General features: G+C 73.2%; 24 protein-coding genes and 1 tRNA gene. 11 read left to right on the top strand and 14 right to left on the bottom strand.

Annotated elements, in window-relative coordinates; all coding sequences use genetic code 11:
• Nucleotides 1-51: 51 nt before the first annotated feature.
• From ABGB01_RS20865 to ABGB01_RS20855, 3 genes are read left to right on the top strand one after another with little or no spacing between them, the layout of a single operon-like run.
• Nucleotides 52-639, top strand: coding sequence for a phosphoheptose isomerase (locus ABGB01_RS20865; RefSeq protein WP_347775213.1), 588 nt, complete (start codon nt 52-54; stop codon nt 637-639).
• On the top strand, nt 636-914 hold the full coding sequence (locus ABGB01_RS20860; protein WP_347775212.1) for a hydrogenase assembly protein HupF: 279 nt from the start codon (nt 636-638) through the stop codon (nt 912-914). The genes ABGB01_RS20865 and ABGB01_RS20860 overlap by 4 nt, the downstream gene beginning before the upstream one ends.
• A complete protein-coding gene (locus tag ABGB01_RS20855) occupies nt 911-1,510 on the top strand; it encodes an SIS domain-containing protein (RefSeq protein ID WP_347775211.1) in 600 nt (199 codons plus the stop codon). Before ABGB01_RS20860 ends, ABGB01_RS20855 begins: the two co-directional genes overlap by 4 nt.
• Here ABGB01_RS20855 and hypE read toward each other — a convergent pair.
• The 13 genes from hypE to hypF all read right to left on the bottom strand — a co-directional run bounded on the left by hypE (nt 1,493) and on the right by hypF (nt 13,574).
• The gene (gene hypE, locus ABGB01_RS20850) at nt 1,493-2,566 is read right to left on the bottom strand and encodes a hydrogenase expression/formation protein HypE (RefSeq protein WP_347775210.1); all 1,074 of its coding nucleotides are present in this window, start codon (nt 2,564-2,566) and stop codon (nt 1,493-1,495) included. The genes ABGB01_RS20855 and hypE overlap by 18 nt on opposite strands.
• Nucleotides 2,563-3,711, bottom strand: a complete 1,149-nt coding sequence (hypD, locus tag ABGB01_RS20845; RefSeq protein ID WP_347775209.1) for a hydrogenase formation protein HypD — start codon at nt 3,709-3,711, stop codon at nt 2,563-2,565. Before hypD ends, hypE begins: the two co-directional genes overlap by 4 nt.
• A gap of 22 nt (nt 3,712-3,733) precedes the next feature.
• Entirely contained in the window at nt 3,734-4,006 is a 273-nt protein-coding gene (locus tag ABGB01_RS20840) for a HypC/HybG/HupF family hydrogenase formation chaperone (RefSeq protein WP_347775208.1), read from the bottom strand.
• Nucleotides 3,984-4,349 (bottom strand): hydrogenase maturation nickel metallochaperone HypA, encoded by a 366-nt coding sequence (locus ABGB01_RS20835; protein ID WP_347775207.1) that lies wholly within the window; start codon nt 4,347-4,349, stop codon nt 3,984-3,986. Before ABGB01_RS20835 ends, ABGB01_RS20840 begins: the two co-directional genes overlap by 23 nt.
• A 126-nt stretch (nt 4,350-4,475) precedes the next feature.
• The gene (locus tag ABGB01_RS20830) at nt 4,476-5,327 is read right to left on the bottom strand and encodes a hydrogenase maturation protease (RefSeq protein ID WP_347775206.1); all 852 of its coding nucleotides are present in this window, start codon (nt 5,325-5,327) and stop codon (nt 4,476-4,478) included.
• Nucleotides 5,324-6,307: a hypothetical protein gene (locus ABGB01_RS20825; RefSeq protein WP_347775205.1), complete on the bottom strand. Its 984-nt coding sequence runs from the start codon at nt 6,305-6,307 to the stop codon at nt 5,324-5,326. The genes ABGB01_RS20830 and ABGB01_RS20825 overlap by 4 nt, the downstream gene beginning before the upstream one ends.
• Nucleotides 6,308-6,313: 6 nt before the next feature.
• A complete protein-coding gene (locus ABGB01_RS20820; RefSeq protein WP_347775204.1) occupies nt 6,314-6,952 on the bottom strand; it encodes a DUF6084 family protein in 639 nt (212 codons plus the stop codon).
• A gap of 5 nt (nt 6,953-6,957) precedes the next feature.
• Nucleotides 6,958-7,176: a hypothetical protein gene (locus ABGB01_RS20815; protein ID WP_347775203.1), complete on the bottom strand. Its 219-nt coding sequence runs from the start codon at nt 7,174-7,176 to the stop codon at nt 6,958-6,960.
• On the bottom strand, nt 7,173-7,817 hold the full coding sequence (locus tag ABGB01_RS20810) for a DUF5947 family protein (protein WP_347775202.1): 645 nt from the start codon (nt 7,815-7,817) through the stop codon (nt 7,173-7,175). The genes ABGB01_RS20815 and ABGB01_RS20810 overlap by 4 nt, the downstream gene beginning before the upstream one ends.
• Nucleotides 7,814-8,269, bottom strand: a complete 456-nt coding sequence (locus ABGB01_RS20805; RefSeq protein ID WP_347775201.1) for a hypothetical protein — start codon at nt 8,267-8,269, stop codon at nt 7,814-7,816. The genes ABGB01_RS20810 and ABGB01_RS20805 overlap by 4 nt, the downstream gene beginning before the upstream one ends.
• Before the next feature lie 9 nt (nt 8,270-8,278).
• Nucleotides 8,279-10,084: a nickel-dependent hydrogenase large subunit gene (locus tag ABGB01_RS20800; RefSeq protein WP_347775200.1), complete on the bottom strand. Its 1,806-nt coding sequence runs from the start codon at nt 10,082-10,084 to the stop codon at nt 8,279-8,281.
• Nucleotides 10,085-10,099: 15 nt separating this feature from the next.
• Nucleotides 10,100-11,146 carry a hydrogenase expression protein HypE gene (locus ABGB01_RS20795; RefSeq protein WP_347775199.1) on the bottom strand — a complete coding sequence of 349 codons (1,047 nt, stop codon included), beginning with the start codon at nt 11,144-11,146 and terminating at the stop codon, nt 10,100-10,102.
• A gap of 142 nt (nt 11,147-11,288) precedes the next feature.
• Nucleotides 11,289-13,574, bottom strand: coding sequence for a carbamoyltransferase HypF (gene hypF, locus ABGB01_RS20790; protein WP_347775198.1), 2,286 nt, complete (start codon nt 13,572-13,574; stop codon nt 11,289-11,291).
• 145 nt (nt 13,575-13,719) lie between these two features.
• Between hypF and ABGB01_RS20785 the strand changes: the two genes are divergently transcribed.
• The 5 genes from ABGB01_RS20785 (at nt 13,720) to nrfD (ending at nt 21,204) form a co-directional block, all read left to right on the top strand.
• Nucleotides 13,720-15,555, top strand: coding sequence for a glycoside hydrolase family 15 protein (locus ABGB01_RS20785; RefSeq protein ID WP_347775197.1), 1,836 nt, complete (start codon nt 13,720-13,722; stop codon nt 15,553-15,555).
• Nucleotides 15,556-15,630: 75 nt separating this feature from the next.
• Nucleotides 15,631-15,987 carry a hypothetical protein gene (locus ABGB01_RS20780; RefSeq protein ID WP_347775196.1) on the top strand — a complete coding sequence of 119 codons (357 nt, stop codon included), beginning with the start codon at nt 15,631-15,633 and terminating at the stop codon, nt 15,985-15,987.
• Between the two features lie 186 nt (nt 15,988-16,173).
• A complete protein-coding gene (fdh, locus tag ABGB01_RS20775) occupies nt 16,174-19,362 on the top strand; it encodes a formate dehydrogenase (RefSeq protein ID WP_347775195.1) in 3,189 nt (1,062 codons plus the stop codon).
• Nucleotides 19,355-20,152: a 4Fe-4S dicluster domain-containing protein gene (locus ABGB01_RS20770; protein ID WP_347775194.1), complete on the top strand. Its 798-nt coding sequence runs from the start codon at nt 19,355-19,357 to the stop codon at nt 20,150-20,152. The genes fdh and ABGB01_RS20770 overlap by 8 nt, the downstream gene beginning before the upstream one ends.
• A complete protein-coding gene (gene nrfD, locus ABGB01_RS20765) occupies nt 20,149-21,204 on the top strand; it encodes an NrfD/PsrC family molybdoenzyme membrane anchor subunit (RefSeq protein WP_347775193.1) in 1,056 nt (351 codons plus the stop codon). The genes ABGB01_RS20770 and nrfD overlap by 4 nt, the downstream gene beginning before the upstream one ends.
• Here the strand turns inward: nrfD and selD are convergent.
• Nucleotides 21,155-22,183, bottom strand: a complete 1,029-nt coding sequence (selD, locus tag ABGB01_RS20760) for a selenide, water dikinase SelD (protein WP_347775192.1) — start codon at nt 22,181-22,183, stop codon at nt 21,155-21,157. The two genes, nrfD and selD, sit on opposite strands and share 50 nt — an antisense overlap.
• A 67-nt stretch (nt 22,184-22,250) precedes the next feature.
• Between selD and ABGB01_RS20755 the strand changes: the two genes are divergently transcribed.
• The 3 genes from ABGB01_RS20755 to selB all read left to right on the top strand — a co-directional run bounded on the left by ABGB01_RS20755 (nt 22,251) and on the right by selB (nt 25,444).
• A tRNA-Sec gene (locus ABGB01_RS20755) sits at nt 22,251-22,344 on the top strand.
• 14 nt (nt 22,345-22,358) lie between these two features.
• Nucleotides 22,359-23,657, top strand: a complete 1,299-nt coding sequence (gene selA / locus ABGB01_RS20750) for an L-seryl-tRNA(Sec) selenium transferase (RefSeq protein WP_347775191.1) — start codon at nt 22,359-22,361, stop codon at nt 23,655-23,657.
• A complete protein-coding gene (selB, locus tag ABGB01_RS20745) occupies nt 23,657-25,444 on the top strand; it encodes a selenocysteine-specific translation elongation factor (protein WP_347775190.1) in 1,788 nt (595 codons plus the stop codon). The genes selA and selB overlap by 1 nt, the downstream gene beginning before the upstream one ends.
• The last annotated feature ends 2 nt before the right edge of the window (nt 25,445-25,446 follow it).

Here is a 25,446-nt window from a genome sequence, read left to right as displayed (position 1 = left end):
CACGGTGGAATGGGCGGTGTCGTGGTACGCGGGGGAAGACGGGGTGGCGGCATGGCCGGAGTGCTCGATCGGATCCGCACCGGCCGGGAGTCCGCCGGTCTGGCGCTGGTGGCCGACGCCGGCGCCGTGGTCGAGGCCGCGGCCGCCATGGCCGGGCGGTTCCGGAGGGGGAGCAGGCTGCTGACCTTCGGCCGGGGCGCGGCGGCGGCCGACGCGGCGCACGTGGCGGTGGAGTTCAGCCACCCGGTGATCGTCGGCAAGCCCGCGCTTCCCGCGCATTGCCTGGGCGGCGAGCCCGGCCTGCTGCCCGTGCTGGGACGGCCGGGTGACATCGCCGTGGGCGTGCTCCCGGCCGCAGGCGACTTCGCCGCCGCTCGCGAGCTGGACATGCTGACCGTCGCCCTGGTGGCGGGCGCGACCCGCGACACGCCTGCGACAGCGGCGGGCGCGCCGGCGGGCGTGAGGACGGCGGGCGAGTCGGCGGCTGGCGCGGGGGCCGCGGGAGGCGGCGTCGCGGCCGAGCACGTGCTGGCCGCGCACAGTGATGATCCGCTGATCGTGCGGGAGATCCACATCACGGTGTACCACCTGCTGTGGGAGCTGGCGCACGTGTTCCTGGAGTCGGAGGAGGGCACGTGACCGGCGGTGGTGACGAAGAGGCGGCACCGTTCTGCGACTCCTGCGTGACGTGCGGCGACGTCGCCGTGCGCGTACGCGTCGTCGGCCTGCTGCCCGGCGGGCTGGCGCTGGTCGGTACAGGTACAGGCACAGGTACGGATACAGGTGGCGCGGGCACAGGGGCGGGCGCGGGTACGGAGGAGATCAGCGTGGCGCTGGTCGAGGCGCGCGTCGGCGACACCGTGCTGGTGCACGCGGGCGAGGCGATCGCCGTGGTGGAAAGGGCAGGCGCATGACCGAGACGATGTACCCGTTCCTGCGGCGCGACCCGCTGGACGTGCGGGCGTCCACCGAGGAGAAGGCCCGCGAGAGCCTGGAGCTGCGGCGGCGGGTGCTCGACGAGCTGTTGACGCCGCTGGCGGTGGCCGCGGCGGAGCTGGCGGCCGCGTTCCGCGCCGGCGGGCGGCTGTTCGCCTTCGGCAACGGCGGCAGCAGCACGGACGCGCAGTCGGTGGCCGACCTCTGCACCGCGCACGGCCTGCCGGCGGTGTCGCTGACCGGCGACGCGGCGCTCGTGACGGCGCTCGGCAACGACGTCGGGTTCGACGTGGTCTTCGCCCGCCAGCTCGCCGCGCTCGGCGGGCCCGGCGACATCGCCTGCGCGCTGTCGACCAGCGGCGGCTCGGCGAACGTGCTGCGCGGCCTGGCCCAGGCCAGGAGCCAGGGCATGACGACCGTCGGCTTCGCCGGCTCGGGAGGCGGGCGCATGGCCGAGGAACGGCTGGCCGAGCACCTGTTCGTCATCCCGTCGTCGTCGGTGCACCGGATCCAGGAGGCGCAGGCGACGCTCTACCACGTGCTGGCCGAGCTGGTCTCAGCAGATGCGCGGTAGCGGATCGCCCACCAGTACGTCGACCACCCGGGTGCCGCCGAAGGCGGTGCGCAGCAGCACCAGCCCCGGCGGGTCGGCGGCGACCGTCCCGACGATCGCGGCCTCGGCGCCCAGCGGGTGGGCGCGCAGCGTGTCGAGGGCCTCCCCGGCGTGCTCGCCGTCGACCACGGCCACGAAGCGGCCCTCGCAGGCGACGTAGAGAGGGTCGAGACCGAGCAGCTCGCACACTCCGGTCACTTCGGAGTGTACGGGGACCTGGTCCTCCTGCAGCACCACGGCCACCTCGGACGCGCGGGCCACCTCGTTGAGCACGGTGGCCACACCGCCCCGGGTGGCGTCCCGCAGGGTTCTGACGTGCCGCGGCAGCGCCTTGAGCAGCTCGGCGACGATGCCGTGCAGCGGCGCGGTGTCGGACGTGATCGCCGCCTCGATGCCGAAGTCGTCCCTGGCCAGCATGATGGCGGCTCCGTGAGCGCCGATCGGACCCGACACGATGACCGTGTCCCCTGGCCGCGCGCCCGAGGCCGACAGCGTGACCGGCTGCTCGACGACGCCGACCCCGGCCGTGGTGACGTAGCAGCCGTCGGCCTTGCCGCGCTGGACGACCTTGGTGTCACCGGTGACGATCGTCACCTGTGCCTCCGCCGCGGCCGCCGCCATCGAGGCGGTGATGCGCCGCAGGTCGGCGACGGGGAAGCCCTCTTCGAGGATGAAGCCCGCCGACAGGTGGACCGGGCGGGCCCCGCACATGGCCAGATCGTTCACGGTGCCGTTGACGGCCAGGTCGCCGATGTCTCCGCCGGGGAAGAACAGCGGCGAGACCACGTACGAGTCCGTGGTGAAGGCCACAGGACCGTCGCCGAGCCGCACGAGCGCGCCGTCGTCCAGCGGGGCGAGCATCGGGTTGCGGAACGCCTCCAGGAAGACGGCCTCGATCAGGGTCTGGGTGGCCTTGCCTCCGGCGCCGTGGGCGAGCGTGATGCGCTCCTCCCTGACGACGGGCTTGCGCCGCCGCATCCGCTCGATGCGGTCGAGCACCTGCTGCTCGCGGGTCACGACCGGCTCGCCTCCCTCGGCTCGCGCGCCGCCGCGCTGATCTGCTCGCGGCTGAACCGCCCGAAGTTGTAGTACGCGGCACACGCGCCCTCGGAGGAGACCATGCACGTCCCGATCGGCGTCTCCGGGGTGCAGGCGGTGCCGAACACCTTGCACTCCCACGGCTTGAGCACGCCCTTGAGCACTTCGCCGCACTGGCACGACCTGGGGTCGGCGACGCGGAGGCCGGGCAGGTCGAAGACCCGTTCGGCGTCGAAGGCGGCGTACTCGTCGGCCATGGCGAGGGCGGAGTGGGCGATGAAGCCCAGCCCGCGCCACTCGAAGTGCGGCCGCAGCCGCATCACCTGGCCCATGGTCGACAGCGCGATGCGGTTGCCGTCCCAGGGCACCACGCGGGCGTACTGGTTCTCCACCTCGCAGCGGTCCTCGGCGAGCTGCCCGAGCAGCATGTGCACCGAGGTGAGGATGTCGAGCGGCTCGAAGCCGGCCACCACCAGCGGCTTGCGGTAGTCGCGGGCGATGAACTCGTACGGCCGGCAGCCGATCACCGCCGAGACGTGGCCGGGGCCGATGAACCCGTCGAGGCGCAGGTCAGGCGAGTCGAGGATGGCCTTGATCGCCGGGATGATCATGACGTGGTTGCAGAAGACGGAGAAGTTGCCGAGACCCTCGGCCGCGGCCCGCAGCACCGTCATGGCGGTGGAGGGCGCGGTGGTCTCGAAGCCGATGGCCATGAACACGACCCGCCGGTCCGGGTTGGCCCGCGCGATCTTCAACGCGTCCAGCGGGGAGTACACCATCCGGATGTCGGCCCCCGCCGCCTTGGCGTCCAGGAACGACCCCGATCCGCCCGGCACGCGCATCATGTCGCCGAACGACGTCATGATCACGTCCGGCTGCCGGGCGATGTGGATGGCGTCGTCCACCCGGCCCATCGGGATCACGCAGACCGGGCAGCCGGGGCCGTGCACGAGGTTCACCTCGGACGGCAGGTGATCCTCCAGGCCGTGCTTGTAGATGGTGTGGGTGTGGCCGCCGCACACCTCCATGAACGTGTACCGGCGCCCCGGCCGGCAGCTCCCGGCGATCCGCTCGGCCAGCGCCCGCGCCCGGCCCGCGTCGCGGTACTCATCGACGAACCGCATCCGTGCCCCCTGGTTGTCCCGGTTACCCGATGTCCGAGCCGCGCAGCGCGTCGAGCTCGTCCGCGTACGGCTGCCCGAGCCCTTCGAGGTAGTCGAACACCGCCTGCGCCTCCCGCTCTGAGATCTTCGACAGCGCGAAGCCGACGTGCACGAGCACCCAGTCTCCGGGCCGCAGCCCTTCGTCGGCGAGCAGACCGACGTTGACGCGCCGGCGCACGCCGCTCACGTCGACGACGGCCAGATCCTCGTGCTCCTGGGAGAACTCGACCAGCTCACCGGGGATGCCGAGGCACATCGGCCGCCTCCTCGCCGAAGGTGACCGATTCCAGGACCAGCTCGTCGCCGCCGCTGAGGTCGACGCCCTCGTCGCCGCAGAGCGGGCAGGCCGCCAGCGGGTCGGCCGACTCGGAGCGGCCGCCGCACGCGCGGCAGCCCACCGTCATCGGCGTGATGACCAGCTCCACGACGGCGTCCTGGACGGCGGTGCCGGCCGCGGCCAGCGTGAAGGCCTGCCCGAAGGCGGCGTCCACGACGGCGTGGCGGGCGCCGACCCGCACCCGCGCGGCCGTGACCCGCCTGCCCGCCGCCCGCCGCTCGATCAGCTCGACCAGGCCCTCGCACATCCCGATCTCATGCATGCCGTCCTACATTCGTTTGATCTTCATGTACCGGTGGATCTCCGGCCATTGGTGGACGACGATCGCCACCAGTCCGCCGAGCGCGACCAGCTTCACCACGCGCTTCTTCCACATCTCTACATCACCTCACTGTGGGAGCGGATCCCGGGAACCAGGCCCGGCGTTTTCCGCAATCATTTCCATAACCAGGGACTTCACGAGGCCGGCCGCCGTCCCGACCATGGCGCGCACCGGCTCGCTGAGCTCGAACAGCGCCTCGTCGGCGGTGACCGGCTCGCAGCAGACGACCCGCACCCGGGCGGGCAGGTGTCCCATCCGCCGGGCCAGCCGCAGGACGCTGACCGGGTCCATGCCGTGCCCTTCCAAGGGCCCTTCCAAGGGCCCCTCCGCGGGCCCTCCCGAGGACGCCTCACCGTCGCCGGGCAGGGCGGGTTCGAGCACGGTGAGCGTGCCGGGGGCGTGGCCGCGTGGCGCCGCGTCCACGAAGATCACGCCCGCGTAGGCGCGCTGGAGCGCGTAAACCAGATCCATGCCGCGGATGCCGAAGTCGACGACGTCCGCGCCCGGGACGGCGGGCCCTTCGGCCAGGTGGCGGGCCACCTCGACGCCGAAGCCGTCGTCCCCGAGAAAGACGTTGCCGATGCCGGCGACCAGGATCCGGGCGCCGCCCGGCCGCTCCCGGTGCTCGCCCATCGGCTCGATCTCCTCGGCGGAGTAGAAGAACCGGTGCCCGGGCATCTTGGCCTCGCCCAGATCGCGTCCGGGATCGTCGGCGAGCGTGACCGCGACGTGCAGGGCGCCCTCGTCGTCCTGCTCCACGCTCTCCACGACCGCCACCCGGCCGTCGAGGACGAGGTCGAAGACGTCGGTCCGGCTTCTCGGCCGCAGCCGGACCAGGCTGCCGGGGCCGACCACCGTCCCGTCCACGATCACCTCGCCGGGGCCGCGCCCGGCCATCCGCGTCCAGAAGTCGTTCATGCCTGTGGCTCCGTCCTGCGCATGAGACCGTGCAGGCGCATCAGGTCCTCGGGAGCGAGCGCGGTGCAGCGGTCGAGGATCGCGCGGGCGCGCGGGTCGCCGTCGCGGATCTCCTGCCGCTCCTGGTCGCTGAGCGCGAGCACGCTCAGCGTGAGCAACTGGTCGATCTCGGTGTTGTCGAAGAGGTCGCCGGGGCTCTCGGGCGCGATCTCCGGGTGGTCGTACAGGATGATCGGCGACGCCAGGACGGTGTGCCGGTCGCCGTGCGGACCTAGGAGCACCGGCCAGGCGCCCTCGTTGCGGCACGCCTCGGCATGTTCGCGCAGCTCCGGCGGCGGATCCATGAGCGAGACGAACCGGGCCCGCGGCCCGTGCAGCACGGTGTGCGCGGAGACCAGCGTGCGGCGCAGCGCGTCGGCGCGGGTGCCAGGACCCCAGGGCGTGGTGTTGACCACCTCCACGGCGATCGTGAACAGGCCGGGTCCCAGCCGCCGGGCGCTCGCCTCGATCCGGCCGCGCAGCGCCTCCCAGCTGCGCACCACCGTCCCCGCCTGCCCGCCCGCCCCAGGAGACAGCCCGTCCAGCGGCTCGATCCGGCGTCCGGCGGGCAGGTCGATGGCCGTGACGGCCGGGCCCTGCGCCAGCTCGTCCACGACGAGGCCGGGCATGGTCAGCTCGCGCTCCCGCGCCTCCTCGCCGGGAAGGCGGCCGGGGCCGCCGGCGACAGGCTCGCGGGTGACGACGTGCAGGAACCGTACGCACACGTCGACGGTGTCGCCGGGCTCCGCTTCGACGAGGCATTCCGTACGCATCCGCCAGCGGTTGCCCTCGTGGGCCCGGCCGTACGCCTCCGGGTGCACGCCGCCGATCGTCCAGCGGTGCCGGTTCTTCAGCGACGACTCGCGGTACGGCCACAGCAGGTAGCCCTCGTACAGCACGGCCTGGGCGATCTGCCGTACCTGATCCGTCTGCGGGTCCATGCGCGGTCAGCCTCCGCTCGTTTCCAACAGTGACCTGACCGTGTCGTCCCATCCGAGCAGGGTGTGCCGCACCCGGTGCGCGTACAGGCGGTCGAACGTGTCGCGCTCCAGCCGGATCCAGGCCGTGCGCGGGAAGTGGCGGTCCATGAGCTCCTTCCACGCCCGCACCGGCATGCGGTGGCCCGCCTCGGTGTCCCACGGCAGGCAGGCCGCCTGCAGGCGGCCGTCGTCGAGGTAGAAGACGGTGCCGGTGAACAGGAACCGCAGCGGCACCTCCCCGCCGGGCAGGCCGTGCAGGTAGGTGGCTGCGGCCACGTCGAAGTCGTAGGTGCACGGGACGGTGAGCGTCGCCTGGGTGCTGCCGGTGAAGGCGGGCACGTGGGTGACGGTCCGCGCCCACAGCAGGCTGGACACGTTGCGTCCCCACGTCGCGGGCGGGCCGAACAGTCCCTCGAGCCGTCTTCGCGCGTCCTCGTCGTAGTCGCGCGCGTCGGCGTCGATGCGCAGCTGCGTGGCCAGCGTGAGCGCGCGGACCGGCGCGTCGGCGTGCACGCGCAGCCGGAAGTCCAGGGCGGGCGCGGCGGCCGGAGCGGCCGGCTCGACGCCGTGGACCTCGATCCGCACGGCCGGTGCTGTCGGTGGCATCGTGATCAGGCGGGCGACAGGTTGGGCATGTCGGGGTCGATGGGATCGTGTTTGCGGGGATTGATGCCGGTCGAGCGCCGGGCCGTGGAGCGGCCGTCGGGCAGGTGGCCCTCCTGCTTGTCGTAGTTGCCGCGGCTGTTGCCCTCCTTGACGCCCTTCACATGTGAGGAGGCGTCGGGGTGCACGTCCGGGCGGCCTGTCCTGATCGGGTGTTTCTTGCTCACGCTGGGCTCCTGGTGTCGGTGGCCGGTACGGTGAAGGACCGGTCGTCGAGGTCGGTGAAGAATCTGGCGAGGTGCGTGCGCACGTCCTGGCCGCCGGTCAGCCCGCGCCAGCGGGCCCGGATCGTCCCCACGAGCGCGTAACAGTCGTCCAGCGGCACGATCCACGTGCCGCGGTCGCGGTCGACGAGCAGGGCCTCCACGTCCTGGCGCAGTTGCGCGAGCACCGGGTTGTCCCGCACCAGCAGGTCCCAGGCCGCCGGGTCGGCGGGCGCCCGCACCGCCCCCGCCGGGCTGGGGTAGAACTGGACGATCCCCCCGGAGGCCGAGTCGCGCACCAGGCACACCATGCGCACCGGGGCGCCCAGCCGCGCCCAGACCTCCTCGGGAAGGACGAAGCCGCTCAGCCGCCTGCGCTGGTCCGGCACCAGGACGAGATGCCCGCCACCGGCCGCCACGTGGTCGAACAACACCTGGCAGGCCCGGCACGCGCAGCGCAGCTCGCGGGACGGCAGCTCCAGCAGGTGGCGGTGCACGTCCGGCAGCGCCTCGCCGCACAACGCGCACGCCTCCGCCTGACGGGACGGCTCCCGCTCACGCGCCTGCTGCGCCTGCGTGGCGAGCCGGCGCAGCAGGCCGGTCACGGCGCCCGCGGGCCGGAGCGCACGGCCAGGCTCTCGACCGGGATCAGCGGCGTCTCCCGGCGTTCGACCTCGATGTCGACGTGCTCGATCTCCGGGGCGGCGGCGCGTACCGCCTCCCGCAGGGCCGAGGTCGCGGCCTCGGACGAGGAGCGGCAGCCGGCGGGCCGCACGCGCAGCCGTACCAGGTCGTCCTCGACGGCGAGCACCTCGGCCGAGCCGCCGATCGCCGCCTCCACGCGGGCCCGCACGTCCACCGGATGCAGGTCGTGCAGCAGCAGGAGCGGCGCCACCGACTCGTCGGCGGCCAGCCGCGCCGCCTGCTCCTCCTCCAGGACCGCCATGACGCGGGCCAGGCCCTCGCCGTACAGGTCGAGCAGTTCCTTGACGAGCTCGACCGCGTCAGGGCCGGCCTCGTCGAGCATGACCTCGATCCGCGCGATGCGATCGTCCATCCCTCGCCCCTAACCGGAGAGACTCGCGCCGAAGGTGGGGGAGTGCACCTGTTTGAGCTCCTTGCCGCCGCCCAGGTACATGTGCACGCCGCACGGCAGGCAGGGGTCGAAGCTGCGCACCGTACGCATGATGTCGATGCCCTTGAAGTCCTCGGGCCCGTTCTCCTCGAAGATCGGCAACCCCTGCACCGCGTCCTCGTACGGCCCCGGCGTGCCGTACATGTCGCGCGGGCTGGCGTTCCACGGCGTCGGCGGGTACGGGTGGTAGTTGGCGATCTTGCCGTCGCGGATCACCATGTGGTGGGACAACACGCCGCGCACCGCCTCGTGGAAGCCGCAGCCGATCGCGTCGTCCGGCACGTCGAAGTCCGAGAACACCTGCGTGCGGCCGGCCCGCACCTCACCCAGCGCCTGGTCGAGGAAGTGCACCGCCATCGCCGCCGCGTACGCGACGAAGTAGGCGCGGGCCCGGTTGCGCTCGATGGTGTTGGCCCAGCGCGGCACCTTCCACTCCAGCCGCATCTCCGGCAGGGAGCCGCTCTTGGGCAGGTTGATCTCCACGCTCCGGCCCGTGGCGCGCACCGTGCCGGTGTCGACCAGGCCCGCGAGCGCCGTCGACCACAACCGCGCCAGCGGGCCGCCGCCGGTGTCGAGCGCCAGGTGGTCGCCGGTGCGCTGGTCGTACCAGCGCGGGCTCATCACCCAGCTGTAGTTGCCGTGCTCCAGGTCGCGTTTCTGCGGCTTGGGCAGGGTCGTCTGGTTCCACGGGTGGCGCTGGTCCACCGGGTTGCCGAGCGGGTCGTGGGTGACGAACGTCTCCTCGGACTGCCAGTCGTCGTAGTAGGAGCTGCCCAGCAGGATCCGGATGCCGAGGTTGATGTCCACCAGGTTGGTGGTCAGCAACTCGTCGTCCAGGACGATGCCCGGGGTGACGAACATCTTCCTGCCCCAGGCGTTCATGGTCCGGTAGTCGTAGTCGACCACCGAGGGATCCTGGAAGGCGCCCCAGCAGCCGAGCATCACCCGCCGGCGGCCGACCTCCTCGTAACCGGGCAGCGCCTCGTAGAAGAAGTCGAACAGGTCGTCGTTCATCGGGACGGCCTTCTTCACGAAGTCGAGCACCCGCAGCAGCCGCACCAGGTAGTCGGTGAACACCTGGGGCGTCGCCACCGTGCCCACGCCGCCCGGGTAGAGCGTCGACGGGTGCACGTGCCGGCCCTCCATCAGGCAGCACATCTCCCTGGTCACCCTGCTGACCTGCAGCGCCTCCTTGTAGACGGCGCCGCTGAACGGGTTGAACGCGCGCATGATGTCGGCGATCGTCCGGAAGCCGTGCACCCCGGCGTTCGGCGCCTCCGCGGTCTCCGCCCGCCGCAGCAGGCTGGGGTTGGTCTCCTTGACCATCTGCTCGCAGTAGTCGACGAAGACGAGGTTGTCCTGGAAGAGGGTGTGGTCGAACATGTACTCGGCCGCTTCGCCCAGGTTGATGATCCACTCGGCCAGCGGCGGGGGTTTGACCCCGTACGCCATGTTCTGGGCGTAGATCGAGCAGACCGCATGGTTGTCACCGCAGATGCCGCAGATGCGGCTCGTGATGAAGTGCGCGTCGCGCGGGTCCTTGCCCTTCATGAACACGCTGTAGCCGCGGAACAGCGACGAGGTGCTCTTGCACTCGACGACCTCGCGGTTCTTGAAGTCGATCTTGGTGTAGATGCCCAGGTTGCCGATGATCCTCGTGATCGGGTCCCAGGACATCTCCACCAGCTCGCGGGCCTCGCCCGCCTGCTGCTTGGCGCCCGCTGTACGGGTTGTCACCTCGCCACTCTCCCTTTAGCCGTTTCCCCAGCGCGGGTCGTACCCGCTCGTCAGCCTGCGGCGGTTGTGACGCCACTTCGGTTCCTTGTTGGCCGTGTTGTTCGTGATCGACCGCATCTTGCGGATCAGTGAGCCGTACGCGCCGCTGACCGCCGCCGACACCGATCCGCCGGGGGGTTCGTCCATGAACGGCATGAACTTGTCGGGGAAACCGGGCATGGTGCAGGCGATGCAGATGCCGCCCACATTGGGGCAGCCGCCGACGCCGTCCATCCAGCCGCGCTTGGTGACGTTGCAGTTGACCACCGGGCCCCAGCAGCCGACGCGCACCAGGCACTTGGGAGAGTTGTAGTCGTGGGCGAAGTCGCCCTGCTCGTAGTAGCCGCCCCTGTCGCAGCCCTCGTGCACGGTCTTGCCGAACAACCAGGTGGGCCGGAGCATCTCGTCGAGCGGGATGGTGGGAGCCATCCCCGCCGCCTGGTAGAGCAGCCAGGTCAGGGTCTCCATGAAGTTGTCCGGCTGCACGGGGCAGCCGGGCACGTTGACGATGGGCAGGCCGCCGGCCGAGCGGAAGTCCTTGCCGAGGTAGTCGGCCAGCCCCATGCAGCCGGTCGGGTTGCCGGCCATGGCGTGGATGCCGCCGTACGCGGCGCAGGTGCCGATGGCGACGACCGCCCAGGCCTTGGGAGCCAGCCGGTCGATCCACTCGTTCACCGTGATGGGCTCGCCGGTGGCCGGGTCGTTGCCCATCGACGTCCAGTAGCCGTCGCCGTTGATCTTCTCGTTGGGGATCGACCCCTCGACCACGAGGATGAACGGGCCCAGCTCGTCCTGGTGGGCCTGGTGGAAGGCGGCCATGAAGGCGTCGCCCACCTCGGTCGCCAGGACCTTGTTGTGCAGGTGCACCTTGGGCAGCCCTGGCACGAGCCCCAGCAGCACGTCCTCCAGGCTCGGCAGGGACGCCGCGGTGACGGAGACGGTGTCGCCGTCGCAGCTCATCCCCTCCGAGGTCCACAGGATGTGAAGCTCGTCCAGACCTGTTGGTGTCTGCGTGGTCGTCATGGCCCAAGCCCCTTTCGTGGCCGGATGCAGAGATTCCGGTCCGGTGTCGTGATGTGCCCGGACAGTAGCTCTACGTAGCGGACATACCGCCCCCGGGGCCGGCCGAAACCTCGCTGACCTGCGCGGAGGCGGAACGCGCCCGCTACCGGAAGAGGTCGCGGGCGGCGGCGACGGCTGCCTGGCCGAGGCTGATGCCGCCGTCGCCGGCCGGAACGCCCGCATGGGTGAGCACCCTGAACCCTGCGCGCTCCAGCCGCTCCACCGTGCGCTCCGCCAGCAGCACGTTCTGGAAGACGCCACCGGACAGCGCCACCGTCGTCAGCCCCGTCTCCTCGCGCAGCGCCGTGCAGCAGCGCACGATGAGCTCGCGGACGCCGTTGTGGAAGCGGGCGGACACGACCGGCGGGCCGGCGCCCCCGGCCAGGTCCTCCAGCGCCGCCCGCACCAGGTCCGCGCCGGCGACCACGAGCACCCCGTCGTGCCGCGCGATGCCCGCCGGGTAGGCGCCGCGTTCCATGGGGTCGGCGAGCTGCTCCAGCTCGATCGCGGCCTGCCCCTCGTACGTGATCGTGTCGCGCACGCCGGCCAGCGCCGCCACGGCGTCGAACAGGCGCCCGGCGCTCGAGGTCAGCGGCGCCGCCGCCCCGCCGCGCCTGGCCAGCGCGGTCACGCTCTCCCACCGGGCCCCCGCGCGGCGGGCCACCGCCGCCTCGCAGGGGCCCGCCGCGCCGTCCAGGCCCGCCAGGTAGGCGGCGGCCATCCGCCACGGCTGCCTGACCGCCGCCTGGCCGCCCGGCATCGGAACGGGCGCCAGATGCCCGGCCCGCTCGAACGAGACCAGGTCGGCCAGGAGGAACTCGCCGCCCCACAACGTCCCGTCGGCGCCGTAGCCGAGGCCGTCGAACGCGACGCCGATCACCCGGCCGTGCTCGCCGTTGTCGGCCAGGCACGAGGCGATGTGCGCGTGGTGGTGCTGCACCGGGACCGGTTCGGCGTCCGGCAGGCTCAGGGCGTACCGGGTGGACGGGTAGTCCGGATGGAGGTCGTGCGCGGCCACCTCGGGACGCACGCCGAGCAGGGCCGAGAAGTGCTCGATCCCCGCCGCGTACGCCCGCAGCGCCTCGTAGCCCTCCAGGTCGCCGAGGTGCGGGGAGACGACCGCGTGCCGTCCCCTCACCAGGCAGAACGTGTTCTTCAGCGCCGCGCCGCAGCCGAGGACCGGGCGGGGCGCCTCCCACGGCAGCGTGAAGGGGGCCGGGGCGTGGCCGCGCGAGCGCCGCAGAAGCGTGCCCCTGCCCCGGACCACCCGCGTCACCGAGTCGTCGGCCCGCAGGTGGATGGGCCGGTCGTGGGTCAGGAACGCGTCCGCCATGCCGCCCAGCCGGTCGAGGGCGGCGCGGTCGTCGTACTCGATCGGCTCGCCGGCGAGGTTCGCGCTCGTCAGCACGATGGGCGCGCCCGTCTCCGCGAGCAGCAGGTGGTGCAGCGGCGTGTACGGCAGCATCAGCCCGAGGTGACGCTGCCCGGGGGCGACCGCGTCCGCCACGGCCCCGGAGATGTCCGTGCGGCGCGGCAGCAGCACGATGGGGCGATCGCGACCGGTCAGGAGCGCCCGCGCCACCGCGTCCACCTCGCACAGCAGGCGGGCCTGCGCCAGGTCGGCCACCATGACGGCGAACGGCTTGTCCGCCCGCCGCTTGCGCCGCCGCAGCTCCGCGGCGGCCCGCTCGTCGGTGGCCACGACCGCCAGGTGGTAGCCTCCGAGGCCCTTCACCGCCAGCACCCCGCCTCCGCGGAGCACTCGGGCGGCGGCGGCCGGCACGTCGCCGCCGGCCTGCGGGGTGTCCCGCGCGTCCACCAGCCTGAGCGCCGGGCCGCAGGCCGGGCAGCAGACGGGCTGGGCGTGGAAGCGCCGGTCGGCCGGGTCGTGGTATTCCGCCAGGCAGGCGTCGCACATGGCGAAGCCCGCCATCGTGGTCAGCGGCCGGTCGTACGGCAGGGCCCGGGTGATCGTCAGCCGTGGCCCGCAGTTGACGCAGTTGACGAAGGGGTAGCGGTAGCGCCGGTCGGCGGGGTCGGCCAGCTCCGCCAGGCAGTCGGCGCACGTCGCGATGTCGGGCGAGACCAGCGTGCGCGGCGTTCCCGAGCGCTCGCTCGCCACGATCAGGAACCGGCCCTCACCCCCGGCGGCCGCCCGGCCGGTCGGGGTGACGGTCACGCGCTCGATCGCGGCCAGCGGGGGCGCGTCGCGTTCGAGCCGCGTCAGGAACTCGGCGATCCGGTCGCGCTCGCCGTCCAGTTCGACGAAGACGCCGCGGGCGTCGTTGCCGACCCGGCCCGCCAGCCCCAGCCGGGTGGCGAGCCCGTGCACGAACGGGCGGAACCCCACCCCCTGGACCACGCCCTCGACCCGGACCCGCACCCCCATCGGGCCAGTGTGCACCGGAAGGCGGCGGGATCGGGGCAGCCCCGCCGACACGTGGCACGCCCATGACGGTTCGCACCGCCGGATCGGGGGCGAGACGGCGGCGCAACCGTGGGTAGGGAGAGCGCGACGCCGGAAAGAGGTTGCCATGGCCGAGACATCCGATCGGGGAGCCCGCGGCGGGCCCGCCCGTTACCTGCCGATCGCCGAGCACGGCCTGATCGGCGACCTGCGCACCGTGGCGCTGGTGGGCACCGACGGCACCATCGACTGGTACTGCTGCCCGACCTTCGACTCGCCCAGCGTCTTCGGCTCGATCCTCGACGCCGGCAAGGGCGGAGCGTTCGAACTGGCCGCAAGTGTGCCCGCGAAGACCAAGCAGTTCTACTTCCCTGACACCAACGTCCTGATCACCCGGTTCTTCACCGAGGGCGGGGTGGGCGAGATCCAGGACTTCATGCCGGTGACCAGCGACTCGGGCGAGGCCCGCCGCCACCGGCTGATCCGGCGGGTGATCTGCGTGCGCGGGTCGATCCCGTTCCACGCGCGGGTGGCGCCCAGGTTCGGCTACGCGGCGCAGCCACACCGCGTGCGCGAACACGACGGGATGGTGCTGTTCGAGTCGGAGGACCTGTCGCTGGCGCTGACCGCCACGGTGCCGGTCGAATGCGACGACCTGGACGCCAGGGCGGCCTTCACCCTCGACGAGGGCGAGTCGGAGGTGTTCGCGCTCGACCAGGTCGGCGGCGACGTGATGCCGCGCTCGTGCCCGTACGCCGAGGCCGAGGACGAGTTCGCCGCCACGGTGACGTTCTGGCGGCGGTGGTTGTCCGCCTCCCGCTACCGCGGCCGGTGGCGGGAGATGGTGCACAGGTCCGCGCTGACCCTCAAGCTGCTCACGTACGCGCCGACGGGCGCGATCGTCGCCGCGCCGACGACGAGCCTGCCCGAGCAGATCGGCGGCGAGCGCAACTGGGACTACCGCTACCTCTGGGTACGCGATGCCGCCTTCGCCGTCTACGCCCTGCTCCGGCTGGGATTCACCGGCGAGGCCGAGGCGTTCATGAACTTCCTGACCCGGCGCGTCACCCGGTGCGCTGACGGCCCCTCCGGGCCGCTCCAGATCATGTACGGCATCGACGGGCGTACCGACCTGCCCGAACGCGAGCTCGACCACCTGGAAGGGCACCAGGGCTCCGCCCCCGTGCGGGTCGGCAACGCCGCCGCGGACCAGCTCCAGCTCGACATCTACGGAGCGCTCATCGACTCCATCTACCTCTACGACAAGTGGGGGCAGCCCATCTCCAGCGACCACTGGGACGAGGTCTGCGGCCTGGTGGACTGGGTCTGCGACCACTGGGACCAGCCCGACGAGGGCGTCTGGGAGACCCGCGGCGGGCGCAGGAACTTCCTCTACTCGCGGCTGATGTGCTGGGTGGCGATCGAGCGGGCCATGCGGGTGGCCATCCGGCGCGGCCTGCCCGCCGACATCCCGCGCTGGCGGCTCGCCCGCGACACGATCTACCACACGCTCATGCGCCGCGGCTGGTCCAAGGAGCTCAGGGCGTTCGTGCAGTACGAGGGTGCCGACGTGCTCGACGCCGCGGTCCTCATGATGCCGCTGATGAAGTTCATCTCACCGACCGACCCGAAGTGGCTGGCCACCCTCGACGCGCTCACCGCCGAGCTGGTGTCCGACTCGCTGGTCTACCGCTACGACCCGGAGGCCAGCCCGGACGGCCTGCGCGGGGAGGAGGGCACGTTCTCCATCTGCTCGTTCTGGTACGTCGAGGCGCTCGTGCGCGCGGGCCGCGTGGAGGAGGGCAGGCTGGCGTTCGAGAAGATGCTGACCTACGCCAACCACGTGGGCCTGTACGCCGAGGAGATCAGCCGCAGCGGCGAGCAGCAGGGCAACTTCCCGCAGGCCTTCACCCACCTGGCGCTGATCAGCGCGGCGTTCAACCTCGACCGCGCGCTCGGCTGAGGCTCGGCCCTCGGCCCAGAGGGGGTCCTGCTCCTAGGACGGACCACGTTCGCCGCTCGGTTGACGGCGTCCAGGGTGGCTTCCAGCGCCGCCGCCCGCAACGTCGCCGCCGGCCTCGGCCACGGGCGGGCCCGGCCCTACCGGCACCGCGACCTGGGCGCCGTGGCCGATCTGGGGGGCGGGCAGGCCGTCGCCGCGCCGTTCAACCTGCGGGTGACGGGCCGGGCGGCGGCGGCGATCACCGGCGCGTACCACCTGTTCGCCCTGCCCGCCGCCGGCAACCGGCTCCGCGTCGCCGCCGACTGGGCGCTGGCCGGCCTGCTCAGCCGCCAGACCGTCAGCCTCGGGCTGGTCCCGGACGCCGCCGCCGGGCTCTCCCGGGCCGAACAGCTGAGCATCCAGCCCTCCGCTGAGCCGGAGCCCGCCGGGTGAACCCTGGCATGAGCGCTTGAGCCAGACCGGACGTCCACGTCGGCGGAAAGGGTCGCCGCCCCGGCCCGGCATCGGCCGTTCGGACGATCTTCCCTCGGCCGAACGGGCCGTCACAGGGCCGTTGCGTGCCCCGAATTTGACTGAGCCGCCCGAATGGGCCAGGTGAATACGGGCAGAAGCCGCATCATGCCAGGAAGGGGATGGCTGGCCCGGTGGCCGGTGATTCGCCAGCTCATGGGCGAGGACGGCAGGAGCGACGCGGCCCGCTCGGCCCGCACCGACGCTCTGCGCCCCCGCACCGAGGACGCCGGCACGGTCGCCCGCTCGATCTGCCCCTACTGCGCCGTCGGCTGCGGCCAGCTCGTCTACGTCGAGGACGGCCCTGACGGCCGCAAGGTCACCCAGATCGAGGGAGATCCCGACTCGCCCATCTCCCGTGGCCGGCTGTGCCCCAAGGGCTCGGCCAGCAAGCAGCTCGTCACCCATCCGGGCCGCCAGACCGAGGTGCTTTACCGCAGGCCGTACGGCACCGCCTGGGAGCGGCTCGACCTGGACACCGCGATGGAGATGATCGCCGACCGGGTGGCGCGCACCCGGCGGGAGACCTGGGAGGAGACCCACGAGGGCAAGGTCGTGCGCCGCACGCTGGGCATCGCCAGCCTGGGCGGGGCGACGCTCGACGACGAAGAGAACTACCTCATGAAGAAGCTCTACACCGCCCTCGGAGCCATCCAGGTCGAGAACCAGGCCCGCATTTGACACTCCTCCACCGTCCCCGGTCTGGGGACCAGCTTCGGGCGTGGCGGCGCGACCACCTTCCAGCAGGACCTGGCAGGCGCGGACTGCATCGTCATCCAGGGCTCCAACATGGCCGAATGCCACCCCGTCGGTTTCCAGTGGGTGATGGAGGCCAAGGCCCGCGGGGCCAAGGTCTACCACGTCGACCCGCGCTTCACCCGTACGAGCGCGCTGGCCGACCGGCACCTGCCGATCCGCGTGGGCAGTGACATCGTGCTGCTCGGCGCGCTGATCAACCACGTGCTGGAGAACGAGCTGGACTTCCGCGAGTACGTGCTGGCCTACACCAACGCCGCCACGATCGTGTCCGAGGACTTCCGCGACACCGAGGACCTCGACGGCCTGTTCTCCGGCTGGGACCAGGAGACGGCCACGTACGACCCGAGGAGCTGGGCGTACGAGCCCGCGGGTGAGCAGCCCCCGGCCGATCAGGCGGAGGGCGGGCCCGAGGACGCCGAGGCGGCCGGCGCGGACACCTACGGGGCGGGCGGACCAGGCGCGCACCCCAGCCCGCGCACCGACCCGACGCTGACCCACCCGCGCTGCGTCTACCAGATCGTGAAACGGCATTTCGCCCGCTACACCCCGGAGCTGGTCGAGCGGCTGTGCGGCATCCCGCGCGACGGCTTCGCCGAACTGGCCGGGGCGGTGACCGCCAACTCCGGCCGCGAGCGCACCACCGCCTGGGTCTACTCGGTCGGCTGGACCCAGCACACCGTCGGCGCGCAGTACATCCGCACCGCCTCGATCCTGCAGCTCCTCCTCGGCAACATGGGACGGCCCGGCGGCGGCATCCTGGCGCTGCGCGGCCACGCCAGCATCCAGGGCTCGACCGACATCCCGACGCTGTTCAACATCCTGCCCGGCTACCTGGACATGCCGCACGCCCGACGGCATCGCGGCCTCGACCACTACCTGGAGGTGGAGGGCGGCACGACGGGCTTCTGGGGCAACCGGCGCTCCTACATGGTGAGCCTGCTCAAGGCGTGGTGGGGCGAGGCCGCCACCGAGGAGAACGACTTCTGCTTCGGCCACCTGCCGCGCATGACCGGCGACCACGGCCACTACACCACCGTGATGGGCCAGATCGACGGCACCGTGAAGGGCTATTTCGTGGTCGGGGAGAACCCCGCCGTCGGCTCCTCCGGCGGCCGGGCTCAGCGCCTCGGCCTGGCCAACCTCGACTGGCTCGTCGTCCGGGACCTGACCCTGGTGGAGACCGCCACGTTCTGGCTGGACGGCCCGGAGCTGGAGACGGGCGAGCTGCGCACCGAGGACATCGCCACCGAGGTGTTCGTCCTGCCCGCCGCGAGCCACGTGGAGAAGGAGGGCACGTTCACCAACACCCAGCGCCTGCTCCAGTGGCGGGAGAAGGCGCTCGACCCGCCCGGCGACTGCCGCAGCGAGCTGTGGTTCTATTACCACCTCGGCAAGCTCCTCAGACAGCGGATGACCGGCGACGAGATCGACCGGCCGGTACGCGAGCTGACCTGGGACTATCCGGAGCACGGCGTGCACCGCGAGCCCTCGGCCGAGGCCGTGCTCCGCGAGATCAACGGGGTCGGCCCCGACGGGCGGGCCCTGTCGAACTCCACCCAGCTCCAGCCCGACGGCTCCACGACCTGCGGCTGCTGGATCTACTGCGGCGTGTACGCCGACGAGGTCAACCAGGCCGCCCGCCGCCGCCCCGGCCGGGAGCAGAGCGCGGTGGCGCCCGAATGGGGCTGGGCCTGGCCGGCCAACCGGCGCATCCTCTACAACCGGGCCTCCGCCGACCCCGAGGGCCGCCCGTGGAGCGAGCGCAAGGCGTACGTGTGGTGGGACGCCGAGCGCGGCGAGTGGACCGGGGACGACGTGCCCGACTGCGAGATCGGCAAGCCGCCCGGCTACGTGCCGCCCGAAGGCGCCCGCGCCCAGGCCGCGCTCGCCGGGACGGACCCGTTCATCATGCAGTCAGACGGCAAGGGCTGGCTGTACGTGCCGGCCGGCCTCGTCGACGGACCGCTGCCCGCCCACTACGAACCCCACGAGTCGCCGGTCGCCAACCCGCTCTACACCCAGCAGGCCAACCCGGCCCGCCGCACCTACCACCGGCCCGAGAGCCCGTACAACGCTCCGGGGGGACGCTTCCCGTACGTGCTGACGACGTACCGGCTGACCGAGCACCACACGGCGGGCGCGATGAGCCGGCCGCTGGCCTACCTCGCCGAGTTGCAGCCCGAGCTGTTCTGCGAGGTGTCCCCGCAGCTCGCCGGTGAGGTGGGACTGGTCAACGGCGGCTGGGCCACGATCGCGACCAGCCGCGCCGTGGTGGAGGCCAGGGTGCTGGTCACCGGGCGGATGCGGCCGCTGCGCGTCGGGGGCGGGATCGTGCACCAGGTCGGGCTGCCGTACCACTGGGGGTGGGGCGGCCGCGGCCTGGTCACCGGTGACGTCGCCAACGACCTGATGCCGCTGGTGCTCGACCCGAACGTCTACATCCAGGAGGGCAAGGCCATGACCTGTGACGTGCGGCCGGGCCGCCGGCCGAGGGGCCGGGCGGCGCTGGAGCTGCTGGAGAGGTACCGCCATGGCTGAGCGGATGGGGTTCTTCACCGACACGAGCGTCTGCATCGGGTGCAAGGCGTGCGAGGTCGCCTGCAAGGAGTGGAACCAGATCCCCGACGACGGCTTCGTCTTCGAGGCGACCTCCTACGACAACACCGGCATGCTGGGGGCGAACACCTGGCGGCACGTCGCCTTCATCGAGCAGTCACGGCCGGTGCGCGCCGGCGACGAGGAGGGCGTGGACCGGTGGCTGATGTCCTCCGACGTGTGCAAGCACTGCACGCACGCCGCCTGCCTGGACGTCTGCCCGACCGGGGCGCTGTTCAGGACCGAGTTCGACACGGTGGTGGTGCAGTCCGACATCTGCAACGGGTGCGGCTACTGCGTGCCCGCCTGCCCGTACGGCGTGATCGACCGGCGGGAGGACGACGGGCGGGCCTGGAAGTGCACGATGTGCTACGACCGCCAGCTCGGCGGCCTCGAACCGGCCTGCGCCAAGGCGTGCCCCACCGACTCGATCCAGTTCGGGCCGCTCGACGAGCTGCGGGAGCGCGCCGAGGAACGGGTGACCCGCCTGCGCGCCGACGGCCACGAGGAGGCCCGCCTGTACGGCGAGAGCCCCGATGACGGCGTGGGCGGGGCGGGGGCGTTCTTCCTGCTGCTGGACGAGCCCGAGGTGTACGGCCTGCCGCCGGATCCCGTGGTGACCACCCGAGACCTGCCGGCCATGTGGCGCTGGGCGGGCGCGGCCGCGCTGTCGGCGACGGGCGCCGTGGCCCTCGCCTTCCTCGGGCCGTCGCGCAGGGGGGAGCGGCGGTGACGCGGGAGCGGGCGGTGGTGCCGGAGGCGGAGTTCCGGTCCTACTACGGCCGCCCGGTGCTCAAGCCGCCCGTCTGGCACGAGCCCCACATGCCGACATATCTCTATCTGGGAGGGATGTCGGGAGCCTCGTCCACCATCGCCGTCATGGCCCGGCTGACCGGCCACACCCGCCTGGACCGCACCGCCCGCATCGCGGCGGCGGCCGGGGCGTCCCTCGGAGCCGCCCTGCTCGCCGCCGAGCTGGGCAGGCCGGAACGGTTCCTCAACATGTTGCGGGTCTTCAAGCCCACCTCCCCGATGAGCGTCGGCTCGTGGATCCTCACCGCCCAGAGCGGGCTGTCGGCGGCCGCCCTGCCCGGCGTCCTGCCCGGCGCCCTGACCGGCGTCCTGCCCCGGGCCCTGACCGGCCTCCTGCCGGCCGCCGGCGACGCGGCGCTGCTGGCCACCGGGGTGACCGGGCCGCTGACCGCCACCTACACCGCCGTCCTGATCGCCGACACCGCCGTACCCGCCTGGCACGAGGCGTACCGGGAGCTGCCGTTCCTGTTCGCGGGCAGCGCGATGGCCGCGGCGGGCGCGGTCGCCATGCTCGGCACGCCCCGGGCCCAGGCCGGTCCCGCCCGTGCCGTGGCCGGGCTCGGGGCGGCCACGGAGTTGGTCGCGGGCGAGGTGCTGGAACGGCGGCTCGGGTTCGTCGGGGAGCCGTACCGGACGGGCCGGGCCGGCCGGCTCATGCGTGCCGGGCGTGCCCTGACGGCCGGCGGCGGGATGCTCGCGGTGGTCGCGGGGCGCAGCCGCGCCCTCACCGCCCTGGCCGGGGTCGCCCTCACGGCTGGCTCCCTGTGCACCCGCTTCGGCATCCTGGAAGCGGGCCGCGCCTCGGCCGCCGACCCGAAGTACACCGTCGTCCCCCAACGCCAACGCCTCGACGCGGCCCCGACACCCGCTCCCGACGGCGACGGCCCCCACACCGGACACCTCCCACGCGCTGCCCGAGGCGTCAGCGCAGGCGGAGGTGAGGACCGTCCAGGGGGACCAGCTCGCCGATGACCGGCGCGCCCGGGACCTCGCCGGCGACCAGCAGGCCGCCCGACGTCTGGGCGTCGGCCAGCAGCAGGAGCTCGTCCTCGCCGAAGCCGCCAGGGTCGAGCCGGGGCCGTACCCAGTCGAGGTTGCGGCGGGTGCCGCCGCTCACGTAGCCGTCGCGCAGCGCCTGCCGGGCGCCCTCCAGGTACGGCACAGCCGCCACGTCCACCACCGCCGTCACGCCGCTCGCCCGGCAGAGCTTGTACAGGTGCCCGAACAGGCCGAAGCCGGTCACGTCCGTGGCGCACTCCACCCCGGCGGCCAGCGCGGCCCGCGCGGCGTCGCGGTTCAGCGTGGTCATCGTGTTCACCGCCTGCGCGAACACCTCGCCCGTCGCCTTGTGCCGCGTGTTGAGCACGCCGATGCCGAGCGGCTTGGTCAGCGAGATCGGCAGGCCGGGCCGGGCGGCGTCGATGCGCAGCAGCCGTGCCGGGTCGGCCAGGCCGGTGACCGCCATGCCGTACTTCGGCTCCGGGTCGTCCACGCTGTGGCCGCCGGAGACGTGGCAGCCCGCCTCCCGCGCCACGTCCAGGCCGCCGCGCAGCACCTCCTTCACCAGGTCGAGCGGCAGCCGATCGCGGGGCCAGCCGAGCAGGTTCACCGCGACGAGGGGCTCCCCGCCGACGGCGTACACGTCGGACAGGGCGTTGGCCGCCGCTACGCGCCCCCAGTCGTACGGGTCGTCCACCACGGGCGTGAAGAAGTCGGCGGTGGCCACGACCGCCCGGTCACCGTCGATCCGCACGACGGCGGCGTCGTCCCCGTCGTCCAGTCCCACGATCAGCTCCCCGGCCGGTGAGCCGGCGGCGCCGGGACGCGGCGCTTTCAGACCGGCGACGACGGCCTCCAGCTCGCCGGGCGGGATCTTGCAGGCGCAGCCGCCTCCATGCGCGTACCGCGTCAGCCGGACCGGGCCGTCCTCCACCACGTTCGCCGATGTCATGGCCGTCCTCACTGCAGTTCGCGTGTGCCGCCGGGTCACCTACCCCGCGGTGGGTAGGTTCTCCCCTGGAGGCGTCTGGGCGCCTGGTGGCCCCCGCGGTCTTCAAAACCGACGAGGCCGAGGTCCTCGGCCTGGCGGGTTCGATTCCCGTCCGCCTCCGCTTATGTTCGGGAACATGGACCGTCGCAGGCAGGTGCCGCGCACCGACGCCGTGCTCGCCGACCCGCGCCTGGTGGAGGCGGGCGGGCGGCTGGGCAGGCCGGTGGTCAAGGCGGCGGTGGCGGCTGCCCAGGACCGGGCGCGGCAGGGCGAGATAAGCCCAGGGGACGTGGCCGACGCGGCGGTGGCGGCCCTCCCGGCGCACGCGGCGAGCCTGCGCCCGGTCGTCAACGCCACGGGCGTGCTGATCCACACCAACCTCGGCCGGGCGCCGCTGTCGGCGGCGGCCGTCGCGGCGATGACCGCCGCCGCGGGGCCCGCCGACGTGGAGTTCGACCTGGTGACGGGCGCCAGGGCACGGCGAGGACGGGGCGCGGTAGAGGCGCTCGCCGCGGCCGTGCCCGCCGCGGCGGACGTCCACGTCGTCAACAACAACGCCGCCGCTCTCGTCCTGGTCGCCACCGCGCTCGCCGCCGGGCGGGAGATCCTCATCAGCCGGGGCGAACTGGTGGAGATCGGTGACGGGTTCCGCATCCCCGACCTGCTCGTCTCCACCGGGGCGCGGCTGCGCGAGGTGGGCACCACCAACCGCACCTCCGCCCGCGACTACGCCGCCGCGGTGGGGCCGCTGACGGGGTTCGTGCTCAAGGTCCACCCGTCGAACTTCCGGATCGAGGGCTTCACCGGCGCCGCCGAGGTGCCCGAGCTGACCGGGCTGGGCGTGCCCGTCGTCGTGGACATCGGCTCGGGCCTGCTGGTCCGCGAGCCGCTGCTGCCCGCGGAACCGGACGCCACCACCATGATCGAGTCGGGCGCCGACCTGGTGACGGCCAGCGGTGACAAGCTGCTCGGCGGGCCGCAGGCGGGGCTCCTGCTGGGCCGCGGCGACCTGGTCGAACGTTGCCGCCGGCACCCGCTCGCCCGGGCGCTGCGGGTGGACAAGCTCACGCTCGCCGCGCTGGAGGCGACGCTGCGCGGTCCCGTACCGCCGGTCCGGGAGGCGCTGCACGCCGTCCCGGCGGCGCTGGCCAGGCGCGCCGAAGTCCTGGCCGGCCGGCTGGCCGGCGCCGGGGTGGACGCGTCGAGCGTGCCGAGCACGGCCGCCGTGGGGGGTGGCGGCGCGCCCGGCGTGAGGCTGCCGAGCGCCGCCGTGAGCCTGCCCGGACGGCTCGCCGTACCGCTGCGCACGGGCGATCCGCCGGTCGTCGGCCGGATCGAGCACGCTCGCCTGCTGCTGGACCTGCGCACCGTCCCGCCCGAGCGCGACGACGACGTGGAGCGCGCGGTGCTGGCGGCCGCGGAGGTGCGGGGCTGATGCACGTCGTGGCCACCGCGGGGCACGTCGACCATGGCAAGTCCACCCTGGTACGCGCGCTCACCGGCATGGAGCCCGACCGGCTGGACGAGGAACGCCGGCGCGGCCTGACCATCGAGCTCGGCTACGCGTGGACGGCGCTCCCGTCGGGCGAACGGCTCGCGTTCGTGGACGTCCCGGGTCACGAACGGTTCCTCTCCACGATGCTCGCGGGGGTCGGGCCCGTGCCGGCCGTCATGTTCGTGGTGGCGGCCGACGAGGGGTGGATGCCCCAGTCGGAGGAGCACCTGGTGGCCCTGGAGGCCCTCGGGGTACGACACTGCCTGCTCGTGGTGACCCGGTCCGACCTCGCCGATCCGGCCCCGGTGGTCGCCCAGGCCCTCGCCCGCCTGGAAACGGCCGGACTCGGCGAGGTGGAGGCGGTCGCCGTGAGCGGGCGCACCGGCCAGGGGCTGCCCGAGCTGCGGCAGGCGCTGGACCGGCTCGTGACCGGGCTGCCCCGGCCCGATCCGGCCGCAGCGGTACGGCTCTGGATCGACCGGGCGTTCAGCGTGACCGGCAGCGGAACGGTGATCACCGGCACGCTGCCCGCCGGAACGGTCTCGGTGGGCGACGAACTGCTGCTCGCCGGCGAGCCGGTGCGGGTGAGAGGGCTCGAGTCGCTCAAGGAGCCGCGGGACACGGTGACCGGGGTCGCGAGGGTGGCGGTCAACCTGCGCGGCCATGACGTCCCTGGGCGCGGGCACGCGCTCGTCACGCCCGGCGGCTGGACGTCCACGGACCTGGTGGACGTCCGCGTCGCCCACGTCGGAGGGCTGCGGCGCGAGTCCGCCGGGTTGCCCCGGCGGTTGACGGTCCACATCGGGTCGGCGGCGGTGGCGGCCGAGGCGCGGCCGCTCGCCGGGCGCGTCGTACGGCTGCGGCTGGCCAGGCCGGTGCCGCTGCACCTAGGCGACGTGCTGCTGCTGCGTGATCCCGGACGCGACCGGTCGGAGATGCGGGTGCTCGCCGGGGCGAGCGTCCTCGACGTGCGCCCGCCCGCCCTGGGCCGCAGGGGCGCCGCCAGGCAGCGCGCGGCCTTCCTGGAGGCGGCGCTGCTGGACGCGGCCCTGCCGGAGGCCGTCGCGCCCGGCACGGCGTACGCCCTGCGCCTGCACCGGCTGCTGCGCGCCGCCGACCTGCGTGCGATGGGCGTCGCGCCGGACACTCCCGGAACGTCAGGGGAGTGGCACGCCGATCCGGGACACTGGAAGGACCTGGGCCGGCGGCTCGTGGAGGCGGTGCGGCACTACGCGGCCGGCCATCCCCTCGATCCCGCCATGCCGATCGAGGCGGCCCGCCACGAGCTGGGCCTGCCCGACCGGCGGCTGGTCGCCACGCTGGTACGGCCGCCGCTCACGCTCGCCGGGGGGCGGATCGTGGCCGGGCCCGCGGGCCTGCCGGAGCGGGTGGCCAGGGCGGTCGAGCGGCTGAGACGGGACCTGGCGGCGCGGCCCTTCCACGCGCCGGACGCGGGCCGGCTGGCGGAGCTGGGCCTGGGCCCGCGGGAACTGGCCGCGGCCGAACGGGCCGGGAGCCTGCTGCGCGTGGGCGAAGGAGTCGCGCTGTTGCCGGGAGCCGACGCACGGGCGGCCGAACTGCTGGGCCGGCTGCCGCAACCGTTCACGGTCAGCCAGGCCAGACACGCCCTCGACACCACCCGCCGCGTCGTCGTGCCGCTGCTCGAACACCTCGACAGAGCCGGCCTCACCGAACGGGTGGACGAGGTGCACCGGCGCTGCAGATGATC

This window comes from Nonomuraea sp. B5E05, from assembly GCF_039880665.1.
Taxonomy (GTDB): Bacteria; Actinomycetota; Actinomycetes; order Streptosporangiales; family Streptosporangiaceae; genus Nonomuraea.
This window is presented reverse-complemented; position numbering and strand designations above follow the sequence as displayed.